Source organism: Chloroherpetonaceae bacterium, assembly GCA_025056565.1.
Lineage (GTDB): Bacteria > Bacteroidota > Chlorobiia > Chlorobiales > Thermochlorobacteraceae > Thermochlorobacter.
In genome coordinates this window covers 210,680-236,133 of the sequence record JANWWA010000002.1, presented here as the reverse complement: position 1 = coordinate 236,133, position 25,454 = coordinate 210,680, and the positions used below count along the sequence as shown (strand labels likewise).

22 protein-coding genes are annotated in these 25,454 nt (G+C 50.8%); 14 read left to right on the top strand and 8 right to left on the bottom strand.

Features of this window, described 5'->3' with window-relative positions; all coding sequences use genetic code 11:
* Window positions 1-234 precede the first annotated feature (234 nt).
* The 7 genes from NZM05_03230 (at window position 235) to NZM05_03200 (ending at window position 6,328) form a co-directional block, all read left to right on the top strand.
* Window positions 235-693, top strand: a complete 459-nt coding sequence (locus NZM05_03230; GenBank protein MCS7012634.1) for a carboxypeptidase-like regulatory domain-containing protein — start codon at window positions 235-237, stop codon at window positions 691-693.
* Entirely contained in the window at window positions 656-1,180 is a 525-nt protein-coding gene (locus NZM05_03225; GenBank protein ID MCS7012633.1) for a hypothetical protein, read from the top strand. The genes NZM05_03230 and NZM05_03225 overlap by 38 nt, the downstream gene beginning before the upstream one ends.
* A 25-nt stretch (window positions 1,181-1,205) precedes the next feature.
* Window positions 1,206-1,589: a hypothetical protein gene (locus tag NZM05_03220; protein ID MCS7012632.1), complete on the top strand. Its 384-nt coding sequence runs from the start codon at window positions 1,206-1,208 to the stop codon at window positions 1,587-1,589.
* Complete coding sequence (locus NZM05_03215; protein MCS7012631.1) at window positions 1,586-1,879, top strand: hypothetical protein; 294 nt, start codon at window positions 1,586-1,588, stop codon at window positions 1,877-1,879. Before NZM05_03220 ends, NZM05_03215 begins: the two co-directional genes overlap by 4 nt.
* A 186-nt stretch (window positions 1,880-2,065) precedes the next feature.
* On the top strand, window positions 2,066-3,496 hold the full coding sequence (locus NZM05_03210) for a hypothetical protein (protein MCS7012630.1): 1,431 nt from the start codon (window positions 2,066-2,068) through the stop codon (window positions 3,494-3,496).
* Window positions 3,474-4,805, top strand: a complete 1,332-nt coding sequence (locus NZM05_03205; GenBank protein MCS7012629.1) for a GDSL-type esterase/lipase family protein — start codon at window positions 3,474-3,476, stop codon at window positions 4,803-4,805. Before NZM05_03210 ends, NZM05_03205 begins: the two co-directional genes overlap by 23 nt.
* Window positions 4,806-4,813: 8 nt before the next feature.
* Window positions 4,814-6,328, top strand: coding sequence for an MBOAT family protein (locus NZM05_03200; GenBank protein ID MCS7012628.1), 1,515 nt, complete (start codon window positions 4,814-4,816; stop codon window positions 6,326-6,328).
* On the opposite strand, the gene NZM05_03195 is transcribed toward NZM05_03200, so the two are convergent.
* Entirely contained in the window at window positions 6,319-6,675 is a 357-nt protein-coding gene (locus NZM05_03195) for a hypothetical protein (protein MCS7012627.1), read from the bottom strand. The genes NZM05_03200 and NZM05_03195 overlap by 10 nt on opposite strands.
* A gap of 332 nt (window positions 6,676-7,007) precedes the next feature.
* On the opposite strand from NZM05_03195, the gene NZM05_03190 reads away from it, so the two are divergent.
* Together NZM05_03190 and trpS are read left to right on the top strand one after the other, a co-directional pair.
* The gene (locus NZM05_03190) at window positions 7,008-9,197 is read left to right on the top strand and encodes a sodium-translocating pyrophosphatase (GenBank protein ID MCS7012626.1); all 2,190 of its coding nucleotides are present in this window, start codon (window positions 7,008-7,010) and stop codon (window positions 9,195-9,197) included.
* A gap of 109 nt (window positions 9,198-9,306) precedes the next feature.
* Window positions 9,307-10,326, top strand: coding sequence for a tryptophan--tRNA ligase (gene trpS, locus NZM05_03185; protein ID MCS7012625.1), 1,020 nt, complete (start codon window positions 9,307-9,309; stop codon window positions 10,324-10,326).
* A gap of 171 nt (window positions 10,327-10,497) precedes the next feature.
* Here trpS and NZM05_03180 read toward each other — a convergent pair whose 3' ends face one another.
* The 5 genes from NZM05_03180 to NZM05_03160 all read right to left on the bottom strand — a co-directional run bounded on the left by NZM05_03180 (window position 10,498) and on the right by NZM05_03160 (window position 18,001).
* Window positions 10,498-11,802 carry a metallophosphoesterase gene (locus NZM05_03180; GenBank protein ID MCS7012624.1) on the bottom strand — a complete coding sequence of 435 codons (1,305 nt, stop codon included), beginning with the start codon at window positions 11,800-11,802 and terminating at the stop codon, window positions 10,498-10,500.
* Between the two features lie 235 nt (window positions 11,803-12,037).
* Window positions 12,038-14,857: a S8 family peptidase gene (locus NZM05_03175; protein MCS7012623.1), complete on the bottom strand. Its 2,820-nt coding sequence runs from the start codon at window positions 14,855-14,857 to the stop codon at window positions 12,038-12,040.
* A 27-nt stretch (window positions 14,858-14,884) separates the two neighbouring features.
* Window positions 14,885-15,259: a hypothetical protein gene (locus NZM05_03170; GenBank protein ID MCS7012622.1), complete on the bottom strand. Its 375-nt coding sequence runs from the start codon at window positions 15,257-15,259 to the stop codon at window positions 14,885-14,887.
* Window positions 15,256-16,224 (bottom strand): nucleoside triphosphate pyrophosphohydrolase, encoded by a 969-nt coding sequence (mazG, locus tag NZM05_03165; protein MCS7012621.1) that lies wholly within the window; start codon window positions 16,222-16,224, stop codon window positions 15,256-15,258. The genes NZM05_03170 and mazG overlap by 4 nt, the downstream gene beginning before the upstream one ends.
* Before the next feature lie 136 nt (window positions 16,225-16,360).
* On the bottom strand, window positions 16,361-18,001 hold the full coding sequence (locus NZM05_03160) for an NAD(P)H-hydrate dehydratase (protein ID MCS7012620.1): 1,641 nt from the start codon (window positions 17,999-18,001) through the stop codon (window positions 16,361-16,363).
* A gap of 180 nt (window positions 18,002-18,181) precedes the next feature.
* Between NZM05_03160 and NZM05_03155 the strand changes: the two genes are divergently transcribed.
* From NZM05_03155 to NZM05_03145, 3 genes are all read left to right on the top strand, one after another.
* Window positions 18,182-19,687, top strand: coding sequence for a CCA tRNA nucleotidyltransferase (locus NZM05_03155; GenBank protein MCS7012619.1), 1,506 nt, complete (start codon window positions 18,182-18,184; stop codon window positions 19,685-19,687).
* 116 nt (window positions 19,688-19,803) lie between these two features.
* A complete protein-coding gene (gene dnaX / locus NZM05_03150; GenBank protein MCS7012618.1) occupies window positions 19,804-21,018 on the top strand; it encodes a DNA polymerase III subunit gamma/tau in 1,215 nt (404 codons plus the stop codon).
* Window positions 21,019-21,020: 2 nt separating this feature from the next.
* Window positions 21,021-21,623 (top strand): hypothetical protein, encoded by a 603-nt coding sequence (locus NZM05_03145; GenBank protein ID MCS7012617.1) that lies wholly within the window; start codon window positions 21,021-21,023, stop codon window positions 21,621-21,623.
* A gap of 7 nt (window positions 21,624-21,630) precedes the next feature.
* Here the strand turns inward: NZM05_03145 and NZM05_03140 are convergent, their stop codons facing one another.
* A complete protein-coding gene (locus NZM05_03140) occupies window positions 21,631-22,335 on the bottom strand; it encodes a CPBP family intramembrane metalloprotease (protein ID MCS7012616.1) in 705 nt (234 codons plus the stop codon).
* Window positions 22,336-22,725: 390 nt separating this feature from the next.
* On the opposite strand from NZM05_03140, the gene NZM05_03135 reads away from it, so the two are divergent.
* Both NZM05_03135 and dnaB read left to right on the top strand, forming a co-directional pair.
* Entirely contained in the window at window positions 22,726-23,367 is a 642-nt protein-coding gene (locus NZM05_03135) for a uracil-DNA glycosylase (GenBank protein ID MCS7012615.1), read from the top strand.
* 44 nt (window positions 23,368-23,411) lie between these two features.
* Window positions 23,412-24,989 carry a replicative DNA helicase gene (dnaB, locus tag NZM05_03130; protein MCS7012614.1) on the top strand — a complete coding sequence of 526 codons (1,578 nt, stop codon included), beginning with the start codon at window positions 23,412-23,414 and terminating at the stop codon, window positions 24,987-24,989.
* Between the two features lie 44 nt (window positions 24,990-25,033).
* Here the strand turns inward: dnaB and NZM05_03125 are convergent, their stop codons facing one another.
* Entirely contained in the window at window positions 25,034-25,369 is a 336-nt protein-coding gene (locus NZM05_03125; protein ID MCS7012613.1) for a DUF971 domain-containing protein, read from the bottom strand.
* Window positions 25,370-25,454 lie beyond the last annotated feature (85 nt).

Below are 25,454 nucleotides of genomic sequence, written 5' to 3'. Positions count from 1 at the left end.
TACCTCTCATTCCTCTTCTTGCGAAGAAAAGAACTCGCTTTTGTGGCAGAGTAACTGGTTTTGCTTCGCATTCACCACATCACTGCACCTTTGAAGCAAGTTTTTAGTCGCCTTGCAATTTAGTCAGCTTAACGATTCCTCGCAGAAAGCTGAACCTCACTTTACCCATCGTCCTTTGAAGTTTGCGAGAATTGTTGTATCCTGCAAATCATTTGCAAGGCAGGATTTACTCAAATGCAGTTCCACGCTCGGCTTGCGCTTGCTTTTCTACTCATTTTGCAAACGACTTGCATCGTTTTGGGACAAGAACGGCGAGCCACGCTTATAGGCACCGTGCGCGCCGTCGAAGGCGCAGAGCCGCTGCCAGATGTGCTGGTGCGCGTGCTTGGCACAAGCGCTTTCACCTTCACGGATGCACGCGGATTTTTCCGACTGGAGAATCTCCCGCCAACCAAGCTCGACATCGTCTTTGAACGCATTGGAATCGTGCGCTTAGACCTCAGGCAGTTTTCAGCGGATAACATTGAGTCGATTGAAGTCATACGCGGCATTCCATTGGCGCGGCATGGCGACCTTACGGTCGGCGCGATTCTCGTGCAGACGCGTGCCACGGCTTACAAGCCTCAAGCGCGCCTTCGGCTCAATCCGCAAACCTTTGAAAGCACGCTCGGGGCGGGCTGGAACTTTTTTTGACAAACGCACCCATCTCACTGCAGAACTTAATTTCACGCGCTCGCAAGATGACCTACGCCGCACTGAAGAAACCTTCTCGCACATCATTGCAAACCTCGCATGGTCGCAGCAGTGGGATAACGCCGTGCGGCTTACAACCACACTGCGTGCTAATTTCTACACTACAATTGATGAGCGCCAACAATTTGAGCGCGACCGCCAGCAAATTGAGTGTCCCGCACAAGATCGTGGACTGCGCACCAGCCTCTTCTCCGTTCTCCGCTTTGATGACGAAGCTCGCACGAAGTTGAAATGGACAGCCAGCTTGAACTATGCCGAGCAACTTGGTCGCTTTCAAGAACTCATCACGCGCGCCGATGGTCGCTTCCCGCTCTCCGATGCGACGACTGACACCACCAAGCCCAGCATCTATGGCGATGGTGCGAAGGCGAGAACGCTGCTGGACTTTGTGCAACTGAGTTGCCGCAGCAAGGCAGGGTCGGTTTGACGCTATCGCGCTGCTTTGGCTTGCGATGCTTCTGGGACTTTTGGCGCATAGCGTCTTGGGCATCATTCCGCTGGCGTATCAAGCGATTGCGCCAAAGGCGGAATTGGCGCAGAAACTCTCGGCGCTCTTGTGGCAACTCACGCTGGTTTTCTCGACGCATCTTGCTATGGCGGCGATGAACGCTTTTCTGAACGCGCGCTGGCTAATGCTGACCAATCTCGTCATTAGCGCCTTGTTTCTTTTGAGCAACATCGCGCACCCGATTGCGCATCTTTTGGAATCGCCGATTGAGTGGCATCAAGTTGCGCTACTGACGCTGATTGCCGCGCTAAATCTGCAGCTTGTTCTTGCGTCGCTCTGCGCTTTGAAGTCCGAAACCCAAAGCCCGCAACCTGAACCTCAAAAATGAATCGCTGGCTGATTTGCTTTTGCGTAGCGGCGTGTCTTGCAAGTTGCCGCGCGCTAGACGTGCCCCCATCGCTTCGCGCCAAATGTTTTGACGTCTCCGCGCTCACGCCCGAAGAACAAGGCCTTGCCGATTCGCTTCTGGCGATAGGTTTGGACAACGAAGCGCTCTACACGCTTTTTGCGCCGCTGAAACCCATTAGCACAGTGGCGCAGTTCAGCCTTGCGATTGCCCGTCCTGATTCGCTACCATCAGGCATTCGTGAGGCAATGGTGAAGCGGAGAAAATTTTAACGCGCTATCAATCCGTCAGGGCGCGCTACACTCGCCCCGATGGGCGCTTGCGTGCAATAGAGCTTTTGCAGAACACTTGCACTCCGTAGCAGGACAGAGCAAGCCGTAGCGCGTATCTCCCTCGTCTTTTCGCAAAGCAATTCACTATATTTGGGCCTATGTGCGTTGGTTAAAACCAAGTGCTTAATGCAGCCAACTAAGACTCTGCTATTTCTGCTCAGCGTTTTCCTTCTTTTGGGCATTCTTGCTGCCATTTTCCCTGAGGAAGGTATCCGTTTGGGAGACAAGTTATCGCTACGCTTTATTTCGCTGAGAGAAGCACTGGGTCTTACAGATGAGCCTCAGGCAACCGAGACTGCATTTGCGAGTGCGCTCCCTACATCGCCTGAGGCAAGCACCGTGCTTACCCCGACCACCTACCGCATTGATTACACCGACTCCACACGCTTGATTTATCCAAACGACGACAAGAGCGTGCTCTATCCGCTCTTTGCAGCGTTGGAACGCGCTCAGCAGGAAAGCTCTCTGGTTCGCATTTTGCACTATGGCGACTCACAGATTGAAGAAGACCGAATGACCCACACTATTCGCGCCTCGCTGCAAAAAGTCTTCGGGGGCTCAGGTGTTGGGCTTCTTTCCGCTAAGCCACTCGCTAACTCCCTCTCTATTTCTCATAGCTGGTCTGACAATTGGGCACGCTATGCAGCCTTTGGTGATAGTTCGAAGCCTACCCACAATCGCTTCGGCATTATGGCTGCGTATTGCGACTATCAAAATGACCGTGCTATGCTTTCTTTTAAGCGCAAGAATACTTCTCCTGCGCAGCTTGGCATTGAGAAAGTCGGCGTGCTTTACGGCAATGCCAAAAGTCCTGCGAAACTTACGCTCAGCACTCGCACAGGACGAGTGGGCGAAAAACCTCTGCAGAAAAATCGGCGACTGAGCAAAGTAGAGTGGCTGCTTGCTGAGCCAGAAGAAGCGCTCAGCTTGCAGTTTATCGGCCATAGCCCCGAAGTCTACGGTATTCTGCTCGATGGCAAATGTGGCGTTGCTGTAGATAATCTCCCGATTCGCGGCTCATCAGGCATAGAATTCACCAAAGGCGACTCGGCACTTTTTGCCGAAAGCGTTCAGCTTCTTAATGCCAAAGCCGTGATTTTCCAATTTGGTGGCAACACTGTGCCGGCTATCAAGGACCAAAAAGACCTTGAGTGGTATGAAGTTCAGCTCACCAAGCAATTTCGTTTCCTCACTTCGCTTGGCTTGCAGCTCATTGTGATTGGGCCTGCGGATATGTCCACCAAAGTCAAAGACCGTTATGTTACCTATCCATTCTTGCCTGAGGTGCGTGAGATGATGATGCGCACCACACATCGTTTTGGCGGTGTCTATTGGGATATGTATGCGGCAATGGGCGGGAAAAACTCAATGCCAAAGTGGGTGAAACAAAAGCTGGCTATTGAAGATTACACACATTTTACGCGGCAAGGCGCACAGAAAATTGCCGAGATGTTTGTTCAATCTTTCCTTAGTGATTATCGCCAGTATCAAGATGCAAAACTTCGCTCACTGCATTCTACCACAAAGCGTTCAAATGCACACAAAAAATCCCTATAAGGTGCTTGGTCGTCTGCTGCTCTGCTATGTGCTCTGTGGCTCTGCTTTTGCGCCCTTGTCTTTTGCAGCGCTTCATGAGCCTGCTCTCCGCCTTGCCCTCTCACCGCTGCGCAAGAAAAATCCTTCCGAGAAACGATACAGCTTCATTCGCTACGATGCGAATCAATTGGTTTTCCCTGCTGGTTTATCCCCTGCGTTTCAGCGACTATTTGCCAAAATTGACAGTCTTGCTCAGCATCGCTCTGAGAAAGTGCGCATTGTGCATTTCGGTGGTTCCCATGTGCAGGCAGACATTTGGACAGGGGAAATACGTCGGCGCTTACGGGAGTGGTTCCCAGATTGCGAAGGGGAGCGAGGGCTTATTTTTCCGCAAAAGCTCATACGCTCAAATGGCTCACCGAACTTTAGGGTGAGCTATTCGGGACACTGGAAAGGACATCGCAATGTGAAACTCAAAGACCCTACACCACTCGGCGTAGCTGGCGTGGCCGCTTCAACCGCTGACAGTCTTGCTGAGCTAGAAATTACGCTTACTGGTCCGGGCTGGCTGGATTATCCCTATCCGCAGTATGCATTTCACCGCGTCAAAGTTTTTCACAACATCGAGTCCAAAGACTATGAGATTGAGCCAGTTGGTCTAAGGCAACCGTGTGAGCGTCTTGTACATGAGGCAGCGGGCTACACGGAATTTCGCTTTTCAGAAAGCCTTACCGAGTTGCGCTTGCAATTCAGGCGCATCTCAGGGCAAGGACCGTTTCTTTTGCGCGGTTTACTCTTGGAAAACGATGCACCTGGCTTTTCATACAGTGCAATTGGAGTCAATGGTGCAACGCTGCGTGCATATCTGCATTGCGAGCACTTGGCTGCAGAGCTTTCTATACTCTCGCCCGACTTGGTGATTTCATCCATTGGCGTCAACGACACGCGCAGCCGTGGGTTCAACGCACAGCAGTTTGAGGCAGAGTATGAAGCCTTGCTGCAACGCATTAAGTCAGCCGCACCCCATGCTGCGCTTTTGCTCATCACCAACAGCGATAATCTCCGACGCAGCAAGCAAGCTAACGCAAACACACTGGCTGCACGTCAAGCAATCTTGCGCTTGGCTCAGCGCTATCGTGCCGCCGTCTGGGACTTATTTGAAGTTATGGGCGGCCTCAAATCTTTCACCCAATGGCAGCGTGCTCATCTCGCTAAACGCGACCGTGTGCATTTTAACCACGACGGGTACACTCTCTTAGGTGAGCTTTTCTTTGAAGCCTTCGTGCGCGCCTACCAAACTTATCACCATCGCTTTGCACCAACACACTAAGACTCGAAATGCTGACTTGGCTGGAATCCATATTGTTCTATCACCCCGAGACGCCAATGATTTTTACACGCAGCGCGTTTTGGTGGTTTTTTGCAGCAGTCTTGGCTGGCTATACGCTTGTCTATCAACGCCTTAGCTGGCGCAATGCCTATCTCTTCTTTGTCAGCCTCTTCTTTTACTACAAGACTGCTGGACTTTTCGTGCTATTGCTTTTTTTCTCTACGCTTGCAGATTATGCAATTGCGCGTCAGATACCTGCCGCGTCTGAGCGCACCCGACCACTTTGGCTTTGGGCAAGCGTGCTTTTGAATTTAGGTGTTCTAGCGTATTTCAAATACGCATACTTTTTTACTGACACCTACAATGCGCTATTTCAGACAGACCTTAAAGTTTTCAACTTCATCGCCCACTGGGCAAATGGCTTTCTTGGCACGCGCTTCGATGTTGAGCACATTATCCTGCCAATTGGTATTTCCTTTTTCACCTTCCAGAAGCTTAGCTATGTGGTTGATGTCTATCGCAAAGAGCTGGCGCCGCTTCACAACCTCTTGGACTTTGGCTTCTTCGTTACCTTCTTTCCGCAACTGGTCGCTGGACCCATCGTGCGTGCCACAACCTTCATTCCGCAGATGCAAAAGCCCTATCAGCTCAGTGAGAGAGAGTTTGGCGTAGCGCTTTTTCTCATTCTCAAGGGTCTTACGAAGAAAATGCTTGTGAGCGACTTTATCTCAGTCAACTTCATTGACCGCGTCTTTGCGCACCCCAGCGCCTACACAGGCTTTGAGGCTTTGATGGCGTGCTACGGCTACTCGCTGCAGGTCTACTGCGATTTTTCAGGCTACACCGATATTGCCATCGGTCTTTCACAAGTAATGGGATTCAGACTCCCTGCAAACTTCAATGAACCGCATAAAGCAGAGAACGTCGCTGACTTCTGGCGGCGCTGGCATATTTCCCTCTCTACTTGGCTGCGGGACTACCTCTACATTCCTTTAGGCGGCAATCGTTACGGTGAATGGCGCACAAACTTGAATATTATGCTGACGATGCTCTTGGGTGGCTTATGGCACGGCGCAAGCTGGAACTTTGTGATTTGGGGCGGCTTGAACGGCTTAGCACTGCTTTTTTACCGCTACTGGCGGCGCATTAGTCCTATTAAAGACAGCACCAGCCCATTTATCACTGTCGTCTCTGTGCTGCTTACTTTTTCGTTCATCACTTTTACACGCATTTTCTTTCGGGCGGAGTCGCTTGAACTCGCCTTCGAAATGCTGCAAAAGCTTGCAGGCGGCATTGAGTTTGCCTTGATTCCCAGCGTGGTGTCGGGCTATGCAGCAGTCTTTAGCGTGATGGCATTAGGCTTTTTCTGGCAGTGGATGCCATTGGCTTGGAAGGAAAGCGGAAAAGATTTCTTCGTGCGCACACCTGTGTATGCAAAGGCTGCAATCGCTGCCCTAACCATCTTTGCACTCTATCAAGCCATTTCGGCTGATATGCAGCCATTCATCTACTTTCAGTTCTGAGCCGCACCGTTGCGCTTTGCTTCTTGAGCTTCTTGTGCGTCACGCGCTTCCCGCAGGCGCGCATTTGTTTCGTTGATAGTCTTCATCGTATCCGAAATCTGAGAACTCATTTCCTTGATGCGCAGGATTTTGCTCTGAATTTCTTGCAGCGTTTCTGAGACTCGCTTGAGGTTAGCAGATTTTTCATAGACCAGAAAGTAGTCAATCGCTCGTCGCAAGGCTGCATACAAATCACCGTTGTATTTCTCTTGCACCAGCTTGAAGAATTCTTTCTGCTTGTTCGGGTCTAACCGCAGGTGTCCATTGCGGAACGGGTCAGCTTGAGCGAAATCATCTGATGAAGCCATTCGTGATGTGCATAAAATTGACAAGACGGCTTCAAGATACGGCGTTTGGGCTACTTCTCAAACTTCGCCTTGCCGTAGAGAGCATGCCACTACATCCTCAAAGCCAAGCGCCCCTTGCGGCTTCGCACTTGCTTCTCTTGTCTTGGCTGCCTCAAAGCGACTGCAGTAGCAAGCCGGCGTAATGCATCACGCTGCGATGTGCTCCACACTATCCAACATTTGCTTGTTGCAAAACGGCACAATTGTGCAAAATCGCTATCTTCGCACACCGTCATGAAGCGCCGTGCTTCAGATGGTCAGAATGTCAACAAGGCAACAAAAACACTTGCAGTATGGAACTTTCCTTTGTTTTCTCTGCTGCCGGTATCGGCTTACTTTTTGCGCTATTTCTGACGCGTCAAGTGCTCTCGAGCGATATGGGCAGTGATGCGATGCGCCGCATTTCTGATGCGATTAAAGAAGGCGCTGAAGCCTTTTTGTCGCGGCAAAATCGCACAATTTTTCTGCTTGCTATTCTGACAGCGCTTTTGCTCTTCATTCTCTACGCATTCTTACGCGCCACCACGGAGCATGACCCCGTGCAAAATCCCGTTGCTCTTGCCCTTTGGACCATGCTGGCATTTGTCGTAGGGGCACTTTGCTCAGTGGTCTCAGGCTATATTGGAATGTGGGTGTCAATTCGCGCTAACATTCGTACTGCAGCTGCTGCAACCCGCTCGCTTAACGAAGCCTTACGCATTGCTCTGCGTGGTGGTGCTGTCTCGGGCTTTTTGGTCGTAACGCTTAGTCTCTTAGGCATCACTACGCTTTTTTCCATCATCAATGCACTGAATATTACCTCACCTGCAAAGATTCCACTGTTGATTGCGGGGTTTGGCTTTGGGGCATCGTTTGTGGCACTTTTTGCTCAGCTTGGGGGCGGTATCTACACCAAAGCCGCTGATGTGGGGGCTGACCTTGTGGGCAAAGTCGAAGCCGGCATTCCCGAAGACGACCCTCGCAATCCAGCTGTCATTGCCGACCTTGTTGGCGATAACGTTGGCGACTGCGCCGGTCGTGGTGCTGATCTTTTTGAATCTATCTCTGCTGAAAATATCGGCGCAATGATTATTGCCGCTGGACTTTATCTCTCCAACCAAGCACAATTTGAGCAGGAGAGTCTTCCCATCTTAGGCGTTCTGCTTTTTCCGCTGATTGCAAATGGGTTTGGCCTGATTGCCTCTCTTATCGGGGTGCTCGTTGTGAAAACCGATGGCAATGAAAACCCAATGAATGCGCTGAACCGTGGCTACTATGTGGCCACCGCCCTTTCCGCAGTTGGCTTCTTTGTTGCAACCAAGTGGCTCTTGGGGGCTTATTGGCTTAATTTCTTCCTCTGCGGATTGGTTGGTTTGGCGACAGCTCTAATGTTTGTCTACCTCACGCAGTATTACACGGAGTATCGATATCGCCCTGTGCTCTCTATTGCAGAATCGTCTAAGACAGGGCCTGCTACCAATGTGATTGGCGGCATCGCAGTAGGGCTGGAAAGCACTGCCTTTCCGATTCTTACTATCTCCGCTGCGATTATCGTCGCTTACTACTTAGGCAGCTCTTCTGGCTTGAAAGATGCAGGACTATTTGGCACTGCTGTGGCTACATTAGGCATGCTTGGCACAGCGGCTTACATTTTGGCAATGGATACCTTTGGCCCGATTACCGATAATGCTGGTGGCATTGTGGAAATGTCGGAGCAACCTGAGTCAGTGCGTGAAAAGACCGACAAGCTCGATGCAGTTGGCAATACGACAAAAGCCCTGACCAAGGGCTACGCAGTTGGGTCAGCAGGACTGGCTGCGTTTTTGCTTTTCAGTGCCTACCTTGATGAACTGCGCAACTACGGAGCGCCGCTCGAGGCTGTCAATCTTTCCAAGCCTGAGGTGTTTATTGGTGGCATGATTGGGGCAATGCTTGTCTTTGTGTTCAGTTCCTTTGCGATTCGTGCCGTAGGCAAGGCTGCACAAGCGGTGATTGTTGAAGTGCGTCGGCAATTTTCTGCGCTCAGACGCAACGCCAGCGGTGAAATTGAATTTACCGCTGATTTCAAGCCTGACTACCGCACCTGTGTGGATATCGTTACAGCCTCTGCCCTTAGGCAGATGGTTACGCCGGGTGCGCTGGTGGTGCTAACACCAATTGCGGTCGGTGTGCTTTTCAAGGCGATTTATACCCTCAATGGCAAAACGGGCGCAACGGGCGCAGAAGTCGTGGCAGGGCTACTAATGATTGGCACGATTGCTGGTATTCTGATGGCGCTCTTTCTCAACAATGCAGGGGGTGCTTGGGACAATGCCAAAAAGTTTATTGAAACCGAAAAGCGTGATAAAGCTGCCAACACAGGCAAGGGCTCTGACAAGCACAAGGCTGCCGTCGTTGGTGATACGGTGGGCGACCCATTTAAGGATACGGCCGGCCCGTCGCTCCATGTGCTCATTAAGCTACTTTCTACGATTACGCTCGTGCTTGCGCCGTTTTTCATATAGCTTTCCCTCGCATGGTCTAACCTAAGAAGATGACTCGAGCCATGAAGATACGTTGGACAGTTGACACTGCTACCACGAAGCTCACATCGCCTAACTTTTTGACGCTCAAATGACCAAGCGTATTTTAAGTGGTATGCGTCCCACTGGCAAGCTGCACTTAGGGCATTTTGTCGGCGCACTGGAAAATTGGGTAGCTCTGCAAAATGAACGCTTGCCAAACGGTGAGCCTGCATACCAGAACTTTCACCTTATCGCAGATTACCACTCACTCACCACCAACCTTGACACCTCGCATCTTTACGAGTATGCGATTGAGATGGTCATTGACTGGCTGGCGTGCGGCATTGACCCCGAGCGCAGCCCTGTATTTCGCCAGTCGCAGGTAAAGGAGCACACTGAGTTATTTCTCATTTTTTCAATGCTTATCACGACTTCTCGCTTGGAACGAAACCCTTCACTTAAAGAGCAAGTGCGAGATTTGGCACTGGAAACGGTGGTCTATGGGCATTTGGGCTATCCAGTTTTGCAAGCTGCTGATATTCTGCTCTACAAGGGTGAAGTTGTGCCTGTCGGTGAAGACCAACTGCCGCACATTGAAATCACTCGTGAAATTGCACGTCGGTTCAATCAGCAGTATCCCAAGCCAGATGGCAGCGCTGTTTTTCCTGAACCAGAAGGGAAACTGACCCGCTTTTCTCGCCTTGTTGGCTTAGACGGCAAAGCCAAAATGTCAAAATCGCTCGGTAACACGATTTTACTTTCTGACCCACCCGACGAAGTGATGAAAAAGATGCGCACCGCCGTTACCGACCCGCAAAAAGTGCGCAAAGGTGACCCGGGCAACCCTGACATCTGCACGGTGTTCGCTTATCACAAGAAATTTACAGACGCCGCTCAGACGGCAGAAATTGATAGGGATTGTCGTAGCGGCACGCTGGGCTGCGTAGAGTGCAAAAAACGCTGTGCGGACAGCATTTCCCGTTTCCTCGAGCCAATCTTGGAGCGGCGTGCATCGCTGGCGGCTCAGCCTGAACGCGTGCGCGACATTTTGCACGACGGTGAAGCCAGAGCACGCAAGGTGGCCCAAGCCACCATGCAAGAAGTGCGCGAGACGATGAAATTAGGGTAGTAAAAAATAAGGCCGCCGATTTTGGGGTCGACGGCCTTTAAGGAGGTGCTCTATGAAAAAGCCTTGCAGAAACCATAAACTGCAGGGCAACCTAATAAACGAAAATGGTTGCAAAAAAGTTTTGAGGTTTTCACAATTTTTTGTAAAGGCATTGCTCAGCTGTGCGGTGCATCACAACCGCGCCAATGTAATGAGAGCAATTTCAGGCTGCACAGTGCGAATTGGCGTTGCTGAAAAGCCTACCCCTAAATTCACATACAGCTTTTGCTTGCCTTCCTCGTAAAGCCCACGCGGGTACTTGTAGAAAAGGTCAATCGGATAGAGTGAAATGCCGCCCAAGTCCAGCGCGATTTGTCCGCCGTGCGTATGTCCAGCGAGCATCAAATCCACGCCAGCTTGCTTTGCCGTAGTGAAGTAGTCGGGGTAGTGGCAAAGCAGCAATTTGAAGCCCTCAGGGTGTGCGGTCTTTAGAGCCTCTTTCAAGAGATGCGGGTTTGAGCGGGCAAAATCCACGCCTATCACATTCAGTTGCACTCCATCAATACACAACACGGCGGTCTCGTTGCGCAGCAACCGCTGCCGATGCTGACGCATCGCCTCCTCGAAGTGCTCCAGTCCTACCCACTCATCATGGTTTCCTGCACAGGCGAATGTGCCAAACGTTGAGCGCAAGCGTACAAAAGCTCTTACAAACGGCTCAATTTCATCTCTGTGGCTCATTATGAAGTCGCCGGTCATTGCCACAAGGTCAGGCTGCAAAGCATTAACCGCTTCGGCAATTTCCTCCATTTTGCGCTCGGGCATATAGATGCCGGAGTGAATGTCGCTTAGGTGTGCAATTTTGAGTCCTTGCAATTCCAGCGGCAAATCTGGAAAGCGCAAGGTCATTCGGTTGATGATAAACTCTGTGCGATTGTTCAGCAGGCTGTAACCCGTAATGACGCTGGGGGCGGCAAACCCTAAAGCTAACGGCGCAACCTGCCTCAGAAATGCACGGCGTGAGAGCTGGGGCATGACTACCGTCACCACATCATCTTCTGCGGGCAACGTCGCTAGTGGAGCATCTTCCACTCTGAGCAACGCTGGCGCTGTGCTTTCAGCTGGACGGCGCAAGCGAGCGTAACTTAGAATGTACTGCCAGACTGCATAAAGACGCCGCAACAGCCACATTAGCACATCGGCTGGCACCAGCAGCACCAGCGCAATCATTACCCAAAGAATCCACGCGCTACCGATAAGGAAAATCGTATTATTCAGCAGTGAGCCACGCAGTTCTTCAATACGGTTCAGTGCAAAGCCAAGCGTTGGTAAGCTCATCAAACTTGCCACCGTCCAGCCTGCCCACTTCCGCACACGCTGCCTATCCTTGATGTCAAAGCCGCTAAGCAACTGGCTGACTTTGCGAAAAAGGTAAAAGCCAACGGTAAGATGCAACCCAATGTAGAGAAGAAGATTTAGAATCGTTAGTTTTGGCATAGCGTGTCTCAGTTCAAGTGAGGCAATTATTAGGCTGCGTTGTGTCTGGATTTTTAGCTAACTCCAAGCCACTTCCCAGAGGAAATCGTACTTGCGAATGCAATAGTGCCCATACATGGCTTGCACGGTTTTCGTAATTCCAAACTGCAAGGTTGCATGGCTGCCCACCTCGTTCCGGCATAAGGTTTGAGCGCGTTTGTGCTCCGATTGTTCAGTTTTATTTACTTAACCAGCTTTACTTAAGCAGCAACATTTTCTTTGTGTCTTTGAATGTTCCAGCGCGAAGCTGGTAGAAATAGACACCGCTGGAGAGTGCTGCAGCGTTGAACGGCACAGTGTAAATGCCTGCAGGGAGCCGTTCATTTTGCAATAGGGTTGCAACCTTACGCCCCAAAATGTCATAGATGTCTAACTGCACGCTTTCGCTTCGTGGAATGGTGAAGCGAATGGTTGTGCTGGGGTTAAACGGATTGGGATAGTTTTGCGCCAACTCAAATCGCAGCGGCTGCAAAGTGCGTTCTTCAGCTACTGAAGAGATGCCCGTCACGGTTGTGATGATAGGCCGAATCATCAAGTTAGAGCTTCGTGCGGTGCCTGTAAGAGGTGAGTTTGGTCCATCAAAATTTGCCCACTGTCCATTCTGGAAGACCGATGAGCGGTTAGTAGGTGCGGATCCATTATCGCCTCCTAGCAGCAGCGTGTCGCCAGAAGCGGGGTTCGCCAGTGAGAGCACGAGGTGATAGTTTATGCCTGACACGACATCTACGCGCGCACCGAGCAAATCCAGATATGCATTACCACCGCTCAGTTGCAAGAAACTTTGCGTAACCAGATTGCCGATGCGCGTGCCCGGCACACCTTGATTGTCGCTAAAAATCTCGAGGTTTAGTGGTCCAGTGCCTGTTACGGGTAAAGTCCCTGTTGCAGGCACTAAGCGGATAAATGCACCAGTTATGCGGCCTGACACTGTTGGCGTAAAACGCACGGCAAAGCGGCGGGTGTCGCGCAAACCAAATGCAAAGCCTGCTATGTTCTGGTCATAGACCAGTACGGTTTGACGCACGGTTGATGCGCTCTGAACGGTGCGTGCTACAGCCTCCAGCGCATCCAGCTTGCCGGCTCCCCATGTGTTGTTGGGCACGCTGCCTGTGAAGGCATCCACATTCGCCGTCTGTTGCAGCACTGTCCGTACTTGCTCCCAAGTGAGCGTAGGATTTACGGCCAGCATTAATGCTACTGCGCCTGTTACATGTGGGGCTGCCATACTTGTGCCATTTAGAACCTGATGCCGTCCGCCTACAGCAATACTTGAAGCAGCTGGTGGACTGGGATTGGTGGCAGTCGCAGAGAGTGCTGCAATAATCATTTGTCCCGGCGCCGCAATGTCTGGCTTTATGCGTCCATCACGTGTCGGCCCCAAGCTACTGAATGTGGAAATGTTACCTGTGCGGTCTGTTGCCGTTAGGCCGAATGTTGAGCCATTAGCTGCTTGCCAGAACCAGCGTGTTGCATAGCTGCCCACAGTAATCGCCCGTCGTGCGCTGTTTAAGCCACCTCCAATAGTCTGGCGAGTGTCGCCTCCGACAAGACGCACAGTATAGGCCGCACTTAGTGTATTGCGATACCCATCAAACGATACTGGCGCACTAGGGTTAGAAAGCGTCAGTAGCCAAGTGCCCGAAGCAGGAGGACGCGTGGTATCCACATCACGGACGCTGAAACTGATGCGGCGGTGACCATTGCCTGCCGAAACGCTATTTGAGAACGCCACTGTGCCCTGCGTGTTGTCAGAGGCTGTGCCGCTCTGTCCATCTGCAGCTGTGAAGAGCGTGCCACCGTTTGGCGCCGTCAGCGTAGCCGTTACGGCTGCGTTGTTATTTAGCCACACTTCAAACTCGAATCCATCGTTAGATGCACCAGGTGTCAGTGCGGCTGTGGTGCGTTGAACTTGAAATTCAATTGTAGCAGAGCCACCTGCTGCGATGCTACCTGCAATGTGCAAAGAATCCGCACCGCTATTGCCTGCTGCAGCGACACAGATGCGTCCGGGTGTATTGCTCAGGGCATCAATCGCTACAGAGCCCGCATCGGTGCCATCGCGCGGTCCTAAGTTTGAGCCAAAGCTCATGTTAATCACGACAGGTCTGCCCAATGCGCTGGCACGATTTTGCGCATACTGCAGACCATCAATCCACGTGCCACGAATTTCTCTGCCTACTCCTGCGCGCACGACGATAATATCTGCTTCGGGGGCGACGCCTATGAAGCGACGATTGGCAAGGTTACCTGTGCTAGCAGCAAAAGCCAGACCGTTGCCAACTGCAATGCCTGCTACATGGGTGCCATGTCCATTCTCGTCTCTCGTGCGGAGCGGCGTGCCACCTGCCAGTGCCGCATTAATCTGTGCTTGCGTGTATTCGACGCCGTAGTTAAACCCAGCGGGTGGTGATTCGCCTGACTGTGCTGACAGCGTTTGGTCCCAGATGGAAAGAATGCGCGTGCGGGTCGTATCGGTTGGGTCGCGAAAATCCAAGTGCCGCCAGTCAATTCCTGAATCAATAATCACCACGATAGCTCCTCGTCCTGTATAACGCTGTCCCCCCAAAAATCCTGCGTGTAACAGATTTGCTCCAGTTTCAGGCACGCTCACATCATCGGTGACTTCGCTGGTCGGAATCATATCCACATATTGCACCTCAGGCATGCGTACCAGCATTTCTAATTCCTCTGGCGTCGCCATCACAGTTACAAACTTGCCAAAATCCGAGTTGATGTGCAGTCCTTTTGCACGCAGCAGAGCCGCATTTTCTGTCCAAACTACGGCATGCACACGCCCTGTGTGGATAGTCGCTTCACGCCAAAGCAAATTGAACGCTTCTGGAAATTTATTGCTTGAACTGGTTGCATTGCGCACTGCGCGTAGCATTTCTTGAAAGGTCGGATGCAGTTTTGCCCGCTCCAGCTCTGAGAGCGCTATGGGTCGCTTTTGAGCCACCAACGGCCAAGCAGTAGAGAGCAGCAAAAGCAGCGACAGAACAACACGCTGGCGATTCATTTGATGCTTGATTTTAAGGTTGCAAATTTATTGGTTTTGGTAAAGCTCTGCTTTTGGTGGTGCTTCTATGGCTTTCACGGAGGGAAGCTTGGCAATTTTCTTCATCTCTTCGACCGTGCAGCGCACTGTCATAATCTCACCTAACGCACTATTTACTGCAATCCCCAGCTTGCGAATCTCATCGGCTGAGCTACCACGCACCACAATCCCGTATAGCTTTTTGCCGTCTTTGGCAACTGTTACATCGTAATCCGACTCTACAATATCCGTCCTGCCTGAAATGAGTGCTTGAAGACGTGCATCAAATTTTGCCCTTTCAGCATCCGTCAGTTCGTGTGAACTCTGGCAAGCCGCCAGCACGAATAGTAGCAGGCAGCTGGTCTGCGCAAGGTATGTTTTCATTGGTAGAATGCGTTTTTTTGATTGATGGCATTTTCGGGCATGCTACTCTGCGTCAGTTTCTCCTTCTGCTTTGCAGTGTTCCAGAATTCATCAAGTTCTGCCAGTGTAAATTCACTCCACGCTTTGCCACTTTTTAGGACTTGCTCCTCAACGAAGCGAAAACGCCGAATGAACTTTTCTGTTGTTTTGCGCAGCGCATCTTCAGGATTTACTTTGATAAAGCGGCAGTAGTTGACCAGAGAAAAAAGAATATCACCGAGTTCTGCCTCTTGCTCTTCGGCACTGGTTGCCGCTTTTAGCTCTCCAATTTCTTCTTGAATTTTCTTCAGGACATCGTCAGCGTGCGTCCAGTCGAAGCCTACGCCTGCCGCCTTTTCCTGCACGCGGTAGGCCCGCAAAAGCTCTGGCATTGCTTTCGGAACACCTTCCAATGCAGATTTCCGTCCTTCTTTCATTTTCAGCTTTTCCCAATTCTGCATTACTTCACTGGCTGTTTTGGCACTCTCAGAGCCAAAAACATGTGGGTGACGGAAAATGAGCTTTTCTGCAATTGCATCTAAGACATCGGGCATTGAAAAGGCTTCTCGCTCTTTTGCTAACACGGCTTGGAAGCAAATGTGTAGCAGCAGGTCGCCTAGCTCTTTTTTCAGCTCTTTTTCATCTTTGGTATCAACGGCGTGAATCATCTCGTAGACTTCTTCCAGCGTTAAATGCACCAGCGAGTCAGGCGTTTGTGCTCTGTCCCAAGGGCATTCCGCTCGGAGTAATTCCACGATGTCGTAAAGTCGTTCAAACTTCGCTCCAAGCGTCTCTGGCTTCGCAGTTTGAAGATGTTTCTTGTGCTCATCGCGCCTGCTGTCACAAGTTGAGCTTGTTTGTTTGGCAGCGTGCGCCCTGCGATGCTTTGCTTGCACTTTTTTGCTTGATGCAGCGACGGGCGTGTTTACGGAGCGTTTGGTTGGCATATCGCTTTGCGCTGATGATTTGCAGTCTCGGTTTAAGTCATGCTACACAGAGCGGCTGTGCAATCCGACCTTTTTGAAGCAGTGTGTTCTGCAGCGACCATTCAGTTGGTTCTTGGTGCAATTTTTCCAGCGCAATTTAGAGCGCACGTAAGACATCCGTTGCAGACACCATTCCGACCGCCTCTTCGGCAGTTTTGCCTGCCTCACCGTGTAGGTAGGCTGCACATGCTGCAGCAACATCTATTGATAGACCTTGCGCTGCCAGCGAGACAATCATTCCTGCCAGCACATCTCCTGTGCCTGCTGTGGCAAGGGCTGCGGTGCCGCTATTGCTCAGGTAACAGTGCCCCTGCGCCACGATGAGGGTTGGCGCCCCCTTGAGCAGTAGCCCAAGTGAGTATTGCTTTGCAAACTCGCGCGCGTAGTAGAGCTTGTCAGTACTCACTTCTTCGGCTGCCACACCGGTCAGGCGTTCAAACTCACCCAGATGTGGTGTCAGAATGGCATTGCTCAGTCGAAGTTGCCCAAGCAACCCCAGCTCGGCTATTGCGTAGAGCGCATCGGCATCAATGACCAGTTTTTTGTCCTGAAAGTCGGGCGATGTGAGCAATCGCGCTATTAAGGCTTGTCGTTCTGGCGTTCTACCTAAGCCACAACCAATTAAAATCGCATCTGCCCAGCGTGCGCGCTCACAAATCTGCTCTTCACTTTGACTAATTAGCACAGCTTCAGGAATGGCAAGGTGCACGGTATTAAAGGCGGACGGTGGCACTGCAGCACACACATACCCTGCTCCCATTTTGACGGCTGCTCGAATTGACATTAGTGCAGCGCCCATCATTGAATGCTCTTCTGACTGCGACCCTACCACAGCCAATACTTTCCCATTTTCGTGCTTAGCGCTTTGCGGCAAACGCACAGGTAAGTGCGACGCCACAAAGGCTTCATCGACCAGATTACAATGCTCAGGCTTAGTTAAAAATTTCGGAATGGAAATATCTGCTACCACTACTTCACCTGCACACTGACGCCCCTTGCCGAAGAAAAAGCCTGTCTTCAAGAACCCCAATGCAATGGTTAAATCAGCCTCGACGGCTACTTCATCTGCTTCGCCTGTTGTGCCGTCAATTCCTGTTGGAATGTCGAGCGCAATAACTGTTGCTCCTTCGGTGGCACGCTTTTCATTGATGAGCAAAATTGCCTCTTTGATGAGCGGCGAGAGCGATGGACGCAGTTCTTGTTGCAATTCAACGGGCTGCGGCGCAGGTTCAGCTAATGCTTCTTCAGAAATTTTGGGCAGAAATGGATTATTTGCTTCACGGCGTCGAATGCCTTTGGGGTGACTGCTGCGTCTGTAGCCTGTGCCCAAAATTGCATCGACTACAAAATCATACTTTGTCTCAATCACGAATGCTGGAATCATTTCATCGGCTTCAATAGCACGCAGTTGGTCGGTGTAGCTCACATATTGCGATAGAATCCTGAGCGTTGCGGCGCCGTCCTGCTTGAGGAGTGCAGTTTGGCAGAGATACACCAAATCCACCTTTGCGCCCGCATTGACCAGGTGGCGCGCTAGCACAATGCCATCGCCACCGTTGTTGCCTTTACCAGCTAAAATGAGAAACGACTTGCCTGCTAGATTACCATACTTCTGCAAGAGAATGTTGCACGACTCTTTGCCCGCTAACTCCATTAGCTGCTTTTCCGTGATGCGGAGCTTGACCACTGCATCGTAGTCCACTTCTCGCATCTCTTGCGCCGTTAGCACCTTTTGCATCGCTTAACTTGCTTAGGATGAAGGTATCTTTTTGTGAAGATAGCGCATCGCTGAGAATTCTCACTGAATGCACCATACTTCCTGCGCATCTATCGCTGGCAAAAACTTAATAGCATTCTGCAACGTTGCATAACAGTTCCACAAGGATTCGTAAATTCAAGGTTTCAGAACAGAGAAAGTATGACGACACACGAAACCACGATTCAGCTCAGTGAGCCGCTCTTTCGCCACCTTGGGGCTATCGCCGATGAGATGGGTTTGCCTTGTTATGCCGTTGGCGGCTATGTGCGCGACCGATTGTTGGGGCGCGCTTGCAAGGACATTGACATTATGGTGGTCGGTGAGCCAATTTCGTTTGCCAAGACTGTCAAGCAGAAGCTAAACGGGTGGGCGATGGCTGTCTTTGAGCGGTTCCGCACGGCGCAACTGACGCTCAATGACAGCGTGTTGGGTGAAGTTCGGCTTGAGTTTGTTGGGGCGCGCAAAGAAAGCTACAACCCCGATTCCCGCAAGCCCATCACGGCAATCGGCACGCTGGAAGATGACCTTATGCGGCGTGATTTTACGGTGAATGCACTGGCTGTGTCGCTCAATGCCCAGAGCTACGGTGAGCTGGTTGATCTTTTCGGTGGTCTGCAAGACTTGGAGCGGAAGACACTCCGCACGCCCTTAGACCCTGAAGCGACCTTTTCAGATGACCCTTTGCGAATGATGCGAGCCGCTCGTTTTGCTGCCCAGTTGGGGTTTCAAGTCGACTCTGCTGCACTGGCGGCAATGGAGAAAATGCGCACGCGTATCAAAATTGTCTCGCAGGAGCGCATTACCGACGAGCTGCTTAAAATTATGAAAACCCCCGTGCCATCAATTGGCTTAGAGATTCTCTTTCGCACCAAATTGCTGGAAGAGATTTTCCCAGAGCTTACCTTGATGGCTGGAGTTGAACAAGTCGATGGCTTAGGGCACAAGGACACATTTTACCATACGCTGAAAGTGGTCGACAACTGTGCTGCAATGACGGATAAGCTCTGGCTGCGTATGGCAGCACTGTTGCATGACATCGGCAAACCTCGCACCAAGCGCTTTATCAAGGGGCATGGCTGGTCATTTCACGGCCATGATGCGCTGGGCGCTGCCATGCTGCCTAAAATCTTCAAGCGAATGAAGTTTCCGATGGAGCCTTTGCCATATGTGCAAAAACTGGTGCGTATGCACCTGCGCCCGATTCCGCTACACCGAGATGAAATCACAGACTCTGCCATCCGCCGCTTGATGGTAGAGGCCGGAGAGGACTTAGATGACCTTATGCTGCTTTGCCGCGCCGATGTAACCAGCAAGAACCCGAAGAAGGTGCAGCGAATTCTAGCAAACTTTGCGAAGGTAGAAGAAAAAGTGGCAGATGTGGCAGAAAAGGACAAGTGGGCAAAGTGGCGACCGCCTATTAACGGCCATGAGATTATGGAAATGTTCCAAATCCCAGAGGGCAAGCTGGTCGGTATTTTGAAGAAAGCCATGGAGAATGCGATTCTGGATGGTCAAATTCCACACGAGCGTGAGGCTGCGATTGCATTTCTTCGGCAAAAGTTTGAAGAGCTGAAGGCTCAGTCTTCGCCTACTTCTCCAGTATCGCCAGAGCTGCAAGCACCTGCACAGCCTGAACCTGTTCCATCAGAGTCGCCATCGTGCTAAGGGCGCCTCTTGCTGCACCAGCGTCTTTGCCAGTGCAGCAAGAAAAGTGCTTTTTCCTGCCCGCAAGAACAACTTGGAAACGTGTAAATTTGCGCTTGCATCAAATTCCGCGTTGAATGAGCTACACCGTCATTGCACGAAAGTATCGCCCGCAGCGATTTGCAGACATTACAGCACAGGAGCATGTTACGCGCACCCTTCAGAATGCGATTCGTTCAGGGCGCATCGCGCACGGATACATTTTCTCAGGCTCTCGCGGCGTTGGGAAGACTACCTCTGCACGCATTTTAGCCAAAGCACTTAACTGCGAGAGAATTTTGAATGATGAAGCCTACCGCCAAGAAGTAGCCGAACCATGTGGAGTTTGTGAAAGCTGCCGTGATTTTGATGCAGGTGCCAGTCTCAATATTGCTGAATTTGACGCCGCTTCCAACAATAGCGTGGAGGATATTCGCATTCTGCGCGAAAATGTACGCTACGGTCCGCAGAAAGGCAAATACAAGGTCTACATCATTGATGAGTTCCACATGCTTTCCAACGCTGCGTTCAATGCGTTTCTCAAAACGTTGGAAGAGCCACCCCCGCATGCGGTTTTCATTTTTGCAACAACAGAACTGCATAAAGTTCCAGCTACTATTTCCTCGCGCTGCCAAAAGTTCATCTTTAAGCGAATTGCGTCGGAAGATATTGCAGCGCGCCTTGCCGACATCTGCCGTGCTGAACACATCGAAATTGATGCAGAGGCGCTTGCGCTCATTGCCAGAAAAGCAGATGGGGCGATGCGTGATGCACAGAGCCTCTTAGACCAAGTTATCGCTTTCTGCACCGAGAATGGAAAGGGCAAAATTGAGTATGCGGCGGTCTCCAAACTCCTCAACGTGATTGACGATGAGCGCTTCTTCGAAGTGAGCGACGCGATTCGAAATAAAGACAGCTGCAAGATGCTCGAGGTCTCGGAGTTCATCTACCGCAACGGCTTCGATGTCAGCGATTTTCTGCAGCGACTTGTCGCACACTTTCGCAATTTTCTCATTATCAAAAATGTGCGCTCAAGTAAGCTAATTGAAACTACCACTGAGCTGAAAAGGCGCTACGAGAAAGACGCAGAGCACTTTACACGCGAAGCCTTAATGCGCTTCATTGACGCCACTATTCAAGCTGAGCAAGGCATCAAGTTTTTGCGAGAGCCACAACTTCGCTTGGAAATTTTGCTCTTCAAGCTCATTGACCTAAATGAACAGAGCGAATTAGAGGCGCGTCTTACGAGAATTGAAAAAACGCTTGCCGCCCTACAAGAAGAAATAAAAAAAAAGAGTCTCGCCCAAGTATAGCTATGCCCTCTGAGGCACTTAGCGTCTCCAGCGTCGCTGCCATTCAGCCTGCCAAAGCTGCTTCCCCTACGCTGGACACTTTACCGAAGCTTGACCTTTCTCCCTGGAAAGAGCGGTTCTCTAAGTTAGTTGAAGAGACACCTTACCGTCCGAAATCATCTACTGCTCGCCCTGTCTCCTCTGTGTCGCCAGCGCAGCACTCTGCGCCCGCTGCAGTTCGTTCTAACGCAACCAGCAGCATAGCGCTAGATAAAGTGCTCGAGCAATGGCAGAGTTTTATCGAGACGCTAGAACGGTCTGGCAAGTCGCGACTTGCTTCACATTTGCGAATCTGCCAAGTTGAGCCAGCGGGCGGTGTCGTGCTGAACCTTAGATGTCCCAGCCGTATCGTCTTTGAGACTTTGCTCGATGAACTGCCGCAGCTATGCGACGCTGCAAGTTCATTCTACGGCGCCTATATTGCCTTTGAAGTTACTTTGGACAAGGCCGCTCTTACTCTTCACAAAGAGGCGCGCACCCTTGAAGAGCGCTTTCAAGAGTTAGCTGGGAAAAACGCACTGGTGCGCTACCTGATTGAGCAGTTTGGTGCGGAGCTCTCTTACTGAGGCACGCCTACGGTTTTGCAATTGCTGGAATCAAGAAGATATCCAGCGTCATTGAAATCATTGTCAGGAAGTGCAGCCACACACCTGCCCAGACATTGCGCGTCTTCAAGACTAAATAACCGCCAGCAATGCCAATCGGCAGCGCCATCATTGCCATTAGCGAGCGCTCATAGAACCCTACTGGCGCAACAGCATAGTGATTCAGCATATAGAGCAGCGTTGTGAGCGCCACAACCAGATGACGATTCATACCACGGCGCAATAGCGCTGAGAAGAATAGCCCTCGCCAGAGAAATTCTTCTGCCAAAATCAGCACAGGAAATAGATAGAGAAAGCCCATATCGACCAGAATGGTTTGCATTTCTTTCATCGGCTCGCCACCTTTTTTGTAGTAGAAGTAGGTATTTCCCACATCCATCAAAAAGAGCACGCTCCCAATGAGGCTCGACCAAAGCAAGGCTTTGCTTAGATTTTGACGCGTGAGAAAAATTTGCTCAAAGGCTTGGAAACGCTTGCCATACCACAGCACCAATGCTAGCGAACCAATTACATACAAGAACAGCGCTCCCCATTCTTTGAGAGGCGTAAAGTGTCCAGCAAACCCCAGTAACCAGATTGCACAAATGAGTGCAACACAGAGCTGTAAATCTTTTTCGCGCAAACCCAGCTCTGATGAAGAGGGCGTCGCAGAGGGTGAAGATGAAATCGCCATAGTTTAGTTCTCCCAAATGTTTTTGATATCAAACAAACCGCAGCAAACCGCACTGACGCAAAGTTAGCAACATCTCTGCAGCTTTGGAACATGCAGTTGCTGCTTGGTCTAGGCTGCTCTGCTTTGCAGCGACTGGCAGTGAAGCGAAGAACGACATCTCACGAATTGCTTTCAACCCACCTCAAAGGTTACTACACGAAAAAAATTGAAAGTCAAGTTTTTTCTTCGATAAAGATTGCGTAACATCAAGTAGTCTTGCGTTGTGCCCAAAGTCTCATAATCTCGTAACACAGCGCATCGCCCGCAGTTTGACTCAACATTTGCAATTGAAAAAGGAGGTTCGGTCGTCTATTTGTGATAGCCAACAGCACGAGAAGCTAAAAGCAGTTTATGACACAAGAGGATTTGTTTGGTAACCTTATCACTCAAAGTGCAGCGCAATCCGCTGACGAGCTGCAACGCTTCCAGACGCTTTCGGAGCTGTATGCAGCCACCAAGAATTGCCAGAAGTGTCGACTGGGCGCTACGCGCAAAAATTATGTGTTTGGCGAGGGCAATGAGCGCGCCAAACTGATGCTCATTGGTGAAGCGCCCGGCGCTGATGAAGATGAAACTGGTCGCCCTTTTGTGGGGCGTTCTGGCGAACTGCTCAATAAAATCCTTTCCGCCATTAAATTCACGCGTGAGGAAGTCTATATCGCCAACATTCTTAAATCCCGGCCGCCCAACAACCGCAATCCTGAGCCAGATGAAATCGAGGCATGTCTGCCTTATTTGATTCGGCAGATTGAGATTATTCGCCCCAAAATGATTTTAGCACTTGGCAAAGTTGCAGCAAATGCACTCTTAGGCAATTCATTAGCGATGAATGCGTTGCGCGGCAAGGTGCATCGCTGGCGCAACATTGATGTGATTGTAACCTATCATCCTGCTGCGCTCTTGCGCAATCCAAATTGGAAAAAGCTATGCTGGGAAGATGTGCAGATGCTTCGGCGCATCTATGATGAAAAATACGCCCGTGCAGCGCAGTAAAAAACCCTAACGCAGTTTTCTGCAAAACCTTAAATCAGCGAACCATGGCAGGAGGATTTCTTGATCGCAGCCAAGAAACCAGTGTCTCATACCCATTGGAAAAGTTACTCAAGTCCCGTCGAGCGTTTCGAGAAGATATTGACTTCTCCAAAGAAGGTAGAGTGCCACCGCAAGCGATTGAGGTTGAGCAGGAAGTTTTAGGCTGCATTCTCTTAGATGGAAACGCTATTGAGGAAGTGATAAAAATTTTTGGCATTGATGCCGAAAAAGTGTTTTACGAGCCTAAGCATCGCACCATTTTTCGTGCAATGCTGCGACTCTATAACCGCCGTGACCCGATTGACCTCGTCTCCGTCTCCGATGAGCTGAAACGCCACGAGGAACTTGACAAAGTGGGCGGATACTATGCCATCGCAGAGCTTTCTAATAAAGTCGCCACAGCCGCCAATGTCAGCTACTATGCCAAGCTCGTCAAAGAAAAATACCTCTACCGCCGACTCATAGCGCTAGCCACTCAGGTAACCGCTGCCGCATATGAGCAATCCATAGAAGTGTTTGACCTCATTGAGCAAGCGGCGCAGGAGATTTTCAAGATTTCGCAGACCGGTATCAAGAAAGATGCATCGCCAATTAAAGACCTTCTAAAGCACGCTACCAAAGTCATTGAGGAATTGCAAGCGCGCAAAAGCGCTGTCACAGGCGTGCCTTCTGGCTTTGCTGACTTAGACAGGCTTACAGCAGGCTTTCAAAAGTCCGATATGATTGTGGTTGCTGCGCGCCCTTCAACAGGTAAGACAGCTCTCGCACTTTCCTTTGCTCGGAACGCTGCAGTGGAAACCCGCACGCCCGTGCTTTTTTTCAGTCTGGAAATGTCTGAGCTGCAAATTGCGCAGCGATTGCTCTGCGCTGAAGCAATGGTTGACTCCAATCTCGTGCGAACGGGACGCATCACATCGCAAGAGATGGTCAGCATCATGGCACGGATGGATAAACTGGCGCAAGCCCCTATTTTCATTGACGACACGCCTGGCATTTCCATCATTGAACTTAGCGCTAAAGCTCGGCGAATGAAGCAAGAGCAAAACATCGGAATGGTCGTGATTGACTACTTGCAGCTTATCACTCCTGTCAAAGATGGCAAGGCAAATCGTGAGCAAGAGATTGCACAAATTTCACGTGCTTTGAAAAGCTTAGCCAAAGAGCTGAACATTCCTGTTGTGGCGCTCTCTCAGCTCAATCGCTCTATTGAACAGCGTGGAGCAGACCGCAAACCGCAACTCTCTGACCTACGTGAATCTGGCTCTATTGAACAAGATGCCGATGTGGTCATGTTTCTCTCTCGCCCAGAGCTTTATGGCGTGCAGAACTTCCCTGATGGTCTTTCCACGAAGGATATTATTGTTGTGGATATCGGTAAGCAGCGCAACGGTCCGATTGGTGAGGTGCGGCTGAAGTTTCTTAAGCAGTTTGGTAAGTTTGAGTCACTCTCGAGCGTCTATACCGCGTCGGATTTTTCATTGCAAGATGAGGTGCAGTCTGCTCAAGCCGCTGAGCGCTTAGAGCGCGATGTGTTGCCGCCGAAACCGCCAGAGACGCTTAACCCCGATGACGCTCCCTTCTAAGTCAGCCCCGTGCTCAGGGCAGCGACAAACTTTCTTTGGCGAACCTAAGACGCTGTTGCTTGTTCCGCAGTTGGCTCTTTGGGTGAAGAGATGCGTCGCAGGTAGTCGAATGTGTAAAGCCCAGTTTGATGTCCATCGCCCCAGTGCGGCTGAATGGAGTAATTGCCCACGACCTCCACTTTTTTCAGCTCATACATTCCAGGCACATGCACAGAGAGCTTGGGCGGCTGGTAGCTCTCGAAGAGCACTGTCTCGCCTTTACAGTTGGCACAAGGGCACTCATTGCGCAGTTTTTCCAGCGTAATGTAAGTGGTGCTGCCATCGCTCCATGTAAGCATCAGCGCATTGTCTTTGTATCGCTTCAGTTTAGTGAGTTGCATAATCCTCAAAATCGTTTACGTTTTCCTCTTTGTGGAAGAAAACACCAAAATCTTGGCTGGCGTTGCAGGGTATAGCTCCGCTTCA